Genomic DNA, 7,762 nt, shown 5'->3' with positions numbered 1-7,762 from the left:
CCGGCGACGGCGACGGATCGGGGGGCGGCGGCGGCTCAGGGGCGGGCGGCCGTTGCGACATGGTGCGGCGGCTGCAGAAGGCGCTGCGCAACGACGCCAGCGTTCGCGCCGCGATCGCCCAGGCCCGGCGCGCGCCGGGCTTCGAGGGCCGGCCGCTGGTGGTGTGGAACGGCGACTGGGTGCGCCACGGCGAGGAGGACGGCAAGGGCCTGGCCAGCCTGCGCCAGGCGATCGCCGTGGAGGTGGGCTTCGCCCCCAGGGCCTGCCGCAGCCAGCCGATGCGCGGCCTGGTGATGCTGTCGCTGAACGACGGGCGGGGCACCCGTGTCGTGCTGGGCGCCGGCGCCTGGCGGTGGTCCGACCTGCTGCTTATCCGATAGGGGGCGCGAAAAACGCCGCCCTCGGCTTCGACTACTTCTCGGCCAGCGCCACGGCCTTGGCCTGGGGCGCGCGGCCGTCGAGCAGGGCCGTCACCAGAGGCGCGTGCAGCTGCGCCACGCTCTTGCGGGTCATCTCCGCGACGCAGCGCTCGACGAGCGCCGTGCGCTCCAGCGTCTGCCGTCCGGCGCCCGCGTCACAGAAGCCGCCGGCGCTGAATTCGATCCGGGCGAGCGCGACCTGGGCCCCCTGGGGCGTCGCCAAGTTGAGGTCGCCGAGGGCCACCCGCATCTGTCCGTCCTCGGACCAGGCGGCGGTCGCGGCGCCCATGATCACGGACGCGCCGAACGCGGCGCAGACAATTGCGCGCTTCATCTCGGTAAATCCTAGTTGAATGCCGACTTTGACTGCACCGTCCCAGCGCAGCGCGCGCAAAGTAACCCGGTTCGCAGCATCAGCAACTCACAACGCACGGATTTACTTAGCTTTCGACGTCGCGCCGCAGCGCTACGTTACATCATGCGCGGCGCCATTACCCGCCAACGCCGTCATAGCGTAATATTACGCAACATCGCGTCACACGTCACAACCAGCCGCCCGCCACCGCCGCGGAGCGAAATTCCGCGGACGCACGTGCTCGGCGTCAGGCCGATAGGAGCCAGCCCCGGGCGTCAAGCCCGGGGCTGGCCGCTGCTTCCGGAGCGACGTGCGAGACCGGTGAAGAGGAGACGGAGCCGCCGCGTGCGGCGGCCGACGTCAACCGCGTTCGCCCGCCTTGGCCTTGCCGGAACTGCCGCGATGCTTGCGATAGTGCTTCGCCTTCATGTTCTGCATCGTGGTCGACAGTTCATCGGCCTTGGCGTTGGCCGCCTGCGCAGCGTTGGCGGCGCTCTGGGCGGTGGTGTTCGCCTGCTCCGCAGTGGACTGCGCTTGTTGTGCGGCCTGGGCTGCGGCGTCGGCGCTGCTCTGAGCCTTGTTCGCCGAGGCCTGCGCAGCCTGAGCGGCCGACATGGCCTGGTCCGCCGTCTCCTGGGCGTGCTTGACGGAATCGACTGTGGCGCAACCGCCAAGCGCCAGGGTTCCGGCCAGAACGGCCGCTATCGAACTCCTGCTGACAATGCTGAGCATGGAACAACCTCCGCTGGGTGAATGCGCCAACAACTGGCGAACAGCGCGACAGTTCACTTCTCATCAATAAATAATAACATCGGTAGCAAGCCCGAGGGTCTCCACCGAGATTACCCAGGGGTCGGTCTCAGCTATCCAGGGCTCTGCGCAACGTCGCGCGGCGAGCTGCATCTGTCATAATGGCTCTATCCAAGCGCAAAGGGGCCAAGCGCAAAAGGCCAAGCGAAAAAGGGGCTGAAGCGCACGCGGCGAGCGAAAGGCGCGCGAGCATGATCGAGCAGATCGCCCATCTCGGGCTCGTCGACGAGACGGAGATCGAGCTGGACAAGGCTGCGCTGGAGATCGCCGCGCTCGACCACCCCAAGGCGGCGTTGGCGCCCTACCTCGCCCTGCTCGACGAAGCCGCCGGCCGCCTGCACCTGCGCGCCGCCTTCGCCCGCGGCCCGGGGATGCAGGGGGACGCGCTCGCCGAGGTCCTGGGCGTGGAGCTCGGCTTCGCCGGCGACACCGAGACCTATGACGATCCCGCCAACGCCGACCTGATCCAGGTGATCGACCGGCGGCGCGGCCTGCCGGTGGCGCTCTCGATCCTCTACGTCGCCCTGGCCCGGCGGACCGGCTGGACGGCGCACGCGCTCAACACGCCGCGGCATGTGCTGGTGGGCGTCGGCCGGCCCGGATCGCTGCTGGTCGATCCGTTCAACCGCGGCGCCTTCGTCGGCCGCGAGCAGCTCGCCAGCCTGCTGGACATCGCGCCGGAGCTGCTGGGCTCGGTCGCGCCCGCTCAGGTCGCGCCGATGTCGAACCGCGCCGTCCTGGTTCGGCTGATGATGAACCAGGCGACCCGCGCCGAGCGGTCCGGCCGCAATGCGCGCGCCCTGGCCGTCATGCGAAGGATCACCACCGTCGCGCCCGGCCACAGCCGGGGCTGGTGGGCGCGGGCCAGGCTCGAACGGCTGGGGGGCGATCCGACCGCGGCCCGCCGCAGCCTGAGCGCGATGCTGGAGACGACGCGCGAGCCGGAGCTGCGCGCCCGGGTGGTCGCCGCGCTCGACGAGCTGGCCAGGCGTTGAAGGGCGGAAAAAGTCCCCCTAGTCCAGCCGGACCCAGTGGTCGAAGGCGGCGGCCTGGCCGTGGATCTCGCCGGCTTCGTCGAGCAGGTTCCAGACGCACGCCTGTTCGATGCGGAACCGCCGGCCGCTGGCCGAGATGCGGACGCCGGCGTAGTTGTCGATGAAGCCGTGACGGCTGACCTCGCCGAACAGGCGCGCCCGCTCGGCCCGCTCCGGGGCCTCCGCGGACAGGCGCGAGGGGGTCCGCAGCAGCTGCTCGGCGGTGAGCTCGAAGAGCTCGAGCGCCTGGCGGTCGCCGTAGAAGAAGATCGGATCGGGCTCGGTCCCGTGGGCCAGGATCACCATGGGCGCGGTCCAAAGCGCATGGGCGGAGGCCGGCGTCCCGCCCAGCAGCGGCCGTCCGGTCAGCCGCGCGAAGCTGCCGGCGATCAAGGCCAGCCGCGCCCCCGCGCTCGCCGTCAGCAGTTGTTCCGCCGCATCCATTGTCCGTCCGCCTTTTTGGCGGCGACGATAGCCTCGCATCTGGCCGTAGCGCCACGCCGAAGCGCACTGGAAGGACGCAGCAGCCCGAGGCAAACTGCATGCCCCGCTTCAGACGCCTAAGGGCCCGCCGATGTTCATCGCCATGAACCGCTTCCAGGTGCTGCGCGGCCAGGAGAAGGCCTTCGAGGACGTCTGGCTCTCGCGCGAGAGCCACCTGGAGACCGTCCCGGGCTTCCAGGGCTTCAGCCTGCTGCGCGGGCCGGAGCGCGAGGACCACACCCTCTACGCCTCGCACTCGCTCTGGGCGTCCAAGGCCGCGTTCGAGGCCTGGACCAAGTCCGAGGCCTTCCGCCTGGCGCACAGGGACGCCGGCGGCGGCAAGCCGCTCTACATCGGGCACCCGAACTTCGAGGGCTTCGAGGTGCTGCAGGAGGTCGCGCCGGCGAGCTAGCCGGGGCGCCCGCGCCACCTGAGCCGCCCAGCCCCGGCGTTGACTCTCCGCCGCCCTTACGTATAAGACCGCCCCTCTCGTCCGCGGGGCCTTCCCTGCGGGCGCACTCCGTTTTGCACACACTCTACAAGTACGAAGGCGCGCGAACCATGTACGCGGTGATCAAGACCGGCGGGAAGCAGTACCGGGTCCAGCCCGGCGATCTGCTGGTCGTCGAAAAGCTCGACGGCGAGCCCGGCGCGAACGTGGCGTTCGGCGAAGTCCTGATGCTGGGCGACGGCGAAGCCGTGACGGTCGGCGCGCCGGTCGTGGAAGGCGCCTCCGTGGCCGCCACCCTGATCGAGACCCGCAAGGGCGAGAAGGTGAAGATCTTCAAGAAGATCCGCCGCCAGGGCTACCGCCGCACCAAGGGCCACCGCCAGCTCGAGAGCGTGCTGCGCGTGACCGGCATCACCGGCGCCGGCAAGGACGCCAAGTGGGACGGCGAAGTCAGCCTGGTGACCAAGGCCGAGCTGAACGCCCGCGCGCGCAACCTGCCTTACGTCCCGGCCGCGGCGGCGGAAGCGCCGGCCAAGGCCCCGGCCAGGAAGGCCGCGCCGAAGAAGGCTGAGGTTGAAGCCGCTCCGGCCGCCGAGGCCGCCCCGAAGAAGGCTGCGCCGAAAAAGGCCGCGGCCAAGAAGACCGACGACACCAACACCGACGGGGGCGCGGCCGAATAAGGCCCGCTTTAGCCAAGGAAGAGTTTTAGGAGAGCGTTATGGCTCACAAGAAATCTGGCGGCTCCTCGCGCAACGGGCGCGACTCCGCAGGCCGCCGTCTCGGCGTGAAGAAGTTCGGCGGCGAGAACGTGCTCGCCGGCAACATCCTCGTGCGTCAGCGCGGCACCAAGTTCTGGGCCGGCGAAAACGTCGGCATGGGCCGCGACCATACCCTCTTCGCGACGGCTAACGGCGCCGTGAAGTTCGTCACCAAGCGCGATGACCGCACCTATGTGACGGTGGTCCCGGCAGAGGTGATGGCGGCCGAATAAGGCGAAACCGACCTCTCTCCGGTTCCGCCTCCTCAAAAAGGCGAACCGGACAAGACTTCGAGCGGGGAGTCCGGAACGCCGGGCTCCCCGCTTTGTTTTTGGGCCTTTCGGACGCGAAGGGCTCGGGAGGTAGGTATGATGTGCGCGATCGATGTGACGCCGACGCTGTCGACGGAACGGCTCCTGCTGCGCGGCCCGGTCCATGCCGACGCCGAACGCATCGCCGAGCTGGCCAACGACGTCGGCGTGGCCAAGATGACCACCTCCATACCGCACCCCTATACCCTGGCCGACGCCGAGGCCCATATCGGCCGGTGCGCGGATGCGGACTGGGCCAGCGAGGCCTACTTCGTCATCGAGCATCGCAACTTCGGCGTGGTCGGGGCCCTGGGCTTCAAGCCGCGGCCGAACGGGCGTTCGGAGCTCGGCTATTGGCTGGGACGGCCGTTCTGGAACCGCGGCTACGCGACCGAGGCGACCCGCGCCGCGCTCGACTGGGCCCGGCGCGACTGGCGCAGGCGCCTGGTGGTCTCCGGCCATTTCGCCGACAACCCCGCCTCCGGCCAGGTGCTGGTCAAGGCCGGCTTCCTCTACACCGGCGACGTCGAGCACCTGTGGAGCAACGCGCGCCAGGGTCCGGTGCGTACACGGATGATGATCTGGCTGGCGTAGGAAAGCAGATCCTCCCCTCAGGGAGAGCATCTGCTTTCCGCTCCTTCCATGCTAAGCGCCTGCGCTGAAAGGCTCCGCGTTCCCCGATGAAGTTCCTCGACCAGTGCAAGATCTACCTGCGCAGCGGCAACGGCGGCGGGGGCGCCGTCTCGTTCCGGCGGGAGAAGTACATCGAGTACGGCGGCCCGGACGGCGGCGACGGCGGCCGCGGCGGCGACGTCTGGATCGAAAGCGTCGAGGGCCTGAACACCCTGATCGACTACCGCTACCAGCAGCACTTCAAGGCCGGGACCGGCGTGCACGGCATGGGCCGCAACCGCCACGGCGCCGCCGGCGAGGACGTGGTGCTGAAGGTGCCCGTGGGCACCGAGGTGCTGGACGAGGACAAGGACACCGTGCTCGTCGACTTCGACAAGCCCGGCATGCGCGTGCGCATGCTGAAGGGCGGCAACGGCGGCTTCGGCAACACCTACTTCAAGGGCCCGGTGAACCAGGCCCCCAAGCACGCCAACCCCGGCCAGGAGGGCGAGGAGCGCTGGGTGTGGCTGCGGCTCAAACTCATTGCGGACGTCGGCCTGGTCGGCCTGCCCAACGCCGGCAAGTCGACCTTCCTGGCCGCCGCCAGCGCCGCCAAGCCGAAGATCGCCGACTATCCGTTCACGACCCTGACCCCCAACCTCGGCGTGGTCGACCTGTCGCCGTCCGAGCGCTTCGTGCTCGCCGACATCCCCGGCCTGATCGAGGGCGCCAGCGAAGGCGCGGGCCTCGGAACCCGGTTCCTTGGCCATGTCGAGCGCACCGCCGTACTGATCCACCTGGTCGACGCGACGCAGGAGGACGTGGGCGAGGCCTGGCGCACCGTCCGCCACGAGCTGGAGGCCTATGGCGAGGCGCTGGCCGACAAGCCGGAGCTTTTGGCGCTGAACAAGGTCGACGCCCTCGACGAGGACACGATCGCGCAGAAGGCCGCCGAGCTGATGGCGGCTGCGGGCGTGGAGCCCCGGCGGGTCTCGGGCTTCGCCGGCATGGGCGTGACCGAGCTGCTGCGCGCGGCCTGGGCCCTGGTGCGCCAGCGGCGCGCCGAGGCGGCCGGCGAGACGCAGGACGAGGCGGGCGAGGACGACGAGGCGAGCGTCGGGGATTGGCGTCCGTGAGCGGCGGAGGACTGGCGCGCGCGCGCCGCATCGTCGTCAAGGTCGGCTCCGCCCTGGTGGTGGGCGAGGACGGCCCGGACCGGCACTGGCTGGGCGCCTTCGCCGCGGACCTCGCCCGGGTGCGCGCCCGCGGCCAGCAGGTGCTGGTGGTCTCCTCCGGCGCCGTGGCGCTGGGCCGCCGGCGGCTGGCTCTGCCGCGCAGCCGCAAGCTGACCCTGCCGGAGAAACAGGCCGCCGCCGCCGCCGGCCAGTCGGCGCTGATGCACGCCTGGGAGGAGGCGCTGGAGCCGCACGGCCTGGCCGCGGCCCAGATCCTGCTCACCCGCGACGACACCGAGGTGCGCCGCCGCTGGCTGAACGCGCGAGCCACCGCCGAGACCCTGCTGCAGCTGGGCCTCGTGCCGGTCGTCAATGAGAACGACACCGTCGTCACCGAGGAGATCCGCTACGGCGACAACGACCGGCTGGCGGCGCGTGCGGCGCAGATGATCGGCGCCGACGTGCTGGTGCTGCTGTCCGACGTCGACGGCCTTTACACCGCCGATCCGCGCTCCGATCCGGACGCGCAGCACCTGCCCCGGATCGAGCGGCTGACCCCCGAGATCGAGGCCATGGCCGGAGGCGCCAACGCCGCCGCCGGCGTCGGCACCGGCGGCATGGCCACCAAGCTCGCCGCCGCCCGCATCGCCTCGGCCGCCGGCTGCGCCACCGTCATCACGCTCGGCGAGCGCCCTTCGCCGCTGTGGGCCGTCGAGCACGGCGAACGGGCGACCGTGATCGAGCCCTCGACCACGCCGGCCGCCGCTTACAAGGCCTGGATCGCCGGCAGCCTCGCCCCCGCCGGCGCGCTCACCGCCGACGCCGGCGCCGCGGCGGCGCTGCGGCGCGGCAAGAGCCTCTTGGCCGCGGGCGTGAAAGGCGTCGAGGGCGCCTTCGACAAGGGCGACGCGGTGGTGGTGCGCGACGAGGACGGCCGCGAGATCGGCCGCGGCATCGTCCGCTACGACGCCCCCGACGCGGCCCGCATCTGCGGCCTGAAGAGCGACGCCATCGAAGCCGCGATCGGCTACAGCGAGGGCCCGATGATCCACGCCGACGACCTGGCCTTGGCGGCGCATACGGCGGCTTAGGGACCGAACGCCCCATTTGCCCCTGCCCTTCAGAACGCCTAGTTAAGCCGCGATGAGCGGGAATGCGGACAAGGCGACCGGACGGCTGGAGCGGCTGCAGGCGGGCCAGGCGATCGTCTATGGCGGCGACCGGGTCGCCTATGTCGGCGAGGCGCTGGCGGCCGCGTTCAAGCCCGGCGACCGGCTGCTGGTCGCGCCCGACGGCGGCGCCCTGCTGCACGTGCCCGCCGCCGAACAGGCGGTGGCGCAGGGCGCCGTCGGCC

The 7,762-nt window shown here is 70.9% G+C and carries 10 protein-coding genes and 2 pseudogenes; 9 read left to right on the top strand and 3 right to left on the bottom strand.

Annotated features, from left to right (window positions below; translation table 11 throughout):
- A pseudogene (locus VJS38_RS20850) lies at positions 1-380 on the top strand (hypothetical protein); the annotation flags it as partial.
- A 31-nt stretch (positions 381-411) separates the two neighbouring features.
- On the opposite strand, the gene VJS38_RS20845 reads toward VJS38_RS20850, so the two are convergent.
- Both VJS38_RS20845 and VJS38_RS20840 read right to left on the bottom strand, forming a co-directional pair.
- Positions 412-753, bottom strand: a complete 342-nt coding sequence (locus VJS38_RS20845; protein WP_324090068.1) for a UrcA family protein — start codon at positions 751-753, stop codon at positions 412-414.
- 381 nt (positions 754-1,134) lie between these two features.
- Positions 1,135-1,506: an alanine-zipper protein gene (locus VJS38_RS20840; protein WP_324090067.1), complete on the bottom strand. Its 372-nt coding sequence runs from the start codon at positions 1,504-1,506 to the stop codon at positions 1,135-1,137.
- A gap of 269 nt (positions 1,507-1,775) precedes the next feature.
- Here VJS38_RS20840 and VJS38_RS20835 point away from each other — a divergent pair, with 269 nt between their 5' ends.
- Positions 1,776-2,579: a transglutaminase-like domain-containing protein gene (locus tag VJS38_RS20835; RefSeq protein ID WP_324090066.1), complete on the top strand. Its 804-nt coding sequence runs from the start codon at positions 1,776-1,778 to the stop codon at positions 2,577-2,579.
- Positions 2,580-2,597: 18 nt separating this feature from the next.
- Here the strand turns inward: VJS38_RS20835 and VJS38_RS20830 are convergent, their stop codons facing one another.
- Positions 2,598-3,062, bottom strand: coding sequence for an MEKHLA domain-containing protein (locus VJS38_RS20830; RefSeq protein WP_324090065.1), 465 nt, complete (start codon positions 3,060-3,062; stop codon positions 2,598-2,600).
- Positions 3,063-3,192: 130 nt separating this feature from the next.
- Between VJS38_RS20830 and VJS38_RS20825 the strand changes: the two genes are divergently transcribed.
- From VJS38_RS20825 to VJS38_RS20795, 7 genes and pseudogenes are all read left to right on the top strand, one after another.
- A complete protein-coding gene (locus tag VJS38_RS20825) occupies positions 3,193-3,513 on the top strand; it encodes an antibiotic biosynthesis monooxygenase (protein ID WP_324090064.1) in 321 nt (106 codons plus the stop codon).
- A gap of 149 nt (positions 3,514-3,662) precedes the next feature.
- Positions 3,663-4,232: a 50S ribosomal protein L21 gene (rplU, locus tag VJS38_RS20820; protein WP_324090063.1), complete on the top strand. Its 570-nt coding sequence runs from the start codon at positions 3,663-3,665 to the stop codon at positions 4,230-4,232.
- Positions 4,233-4,270: 38 nt separating this feature from the next.
- Positions 4,271-4,543, top strand: a complete 273-nt coding sequence (gene rpmA, locus VJS38_RS20815) for a 50S ribosomal protein L27 (RefSeq protein ID WP_324090062.1) — start codon at positions 4,271-4,273, stop codon at positions 4,541-4,543.
- 138 nt (positions 4,544-4,681) lie between these two features.
- Positions 4,682-5,215 (top strand): GNAT family N-acetyltransferase, encoded by a 534-nt coding sequence (locus VJS38_RS20810; RefSeq protein ID WP_324090061.1) that lies wholly within the window; start codon positions 4,682-4,684, stop codon positions 5,213-5,215.
- 86 nt (positions 5,216-5,301) lie between these two features.
- Positions 5,302-6,369: a GTPase ObgE gene (obgE, locus tag VJS38_RS20805; RefSeq protein WP_324090060.1), complete on the top strand. Its 1,068-nt coding sequence runs from the start codon at positions 5,302-5,304 to the stop codon at positions 6,367-6,369.
- Entirely contained in the window at positions 6,357-7,499 is a 1,143-nt protein-coding gene (gene proB, locus VJS38_RS20800; protein WP_324090059.1) for a glutamate 5-kinase, read from the top strand. The genes obgE and proB overlap by 13 nt, the downstream gene beginning before the upstream one ends.
- A 52-nt stretch (positions 7,500-7,551) precedes the next feature.
- Positions 7,552-7,762: pseudogene (locus VJS38_RS20795) on the top strand (glutamate-5-semialdehyde dehydrogenase); the annotation flags it as partial.

The sequence above is a fragment of the Phenylobacterium sp. genome, from assembly GCF_035276905.1.
GTDB lineage: Bacteria > Pseudomonadota > Alphaproteobacteria > Caulobacterales > Caulobacteraceae > Phenylobacterium.
This window is presented reverse-complemented; position numbering and strand designations above follow the sequence as displayed.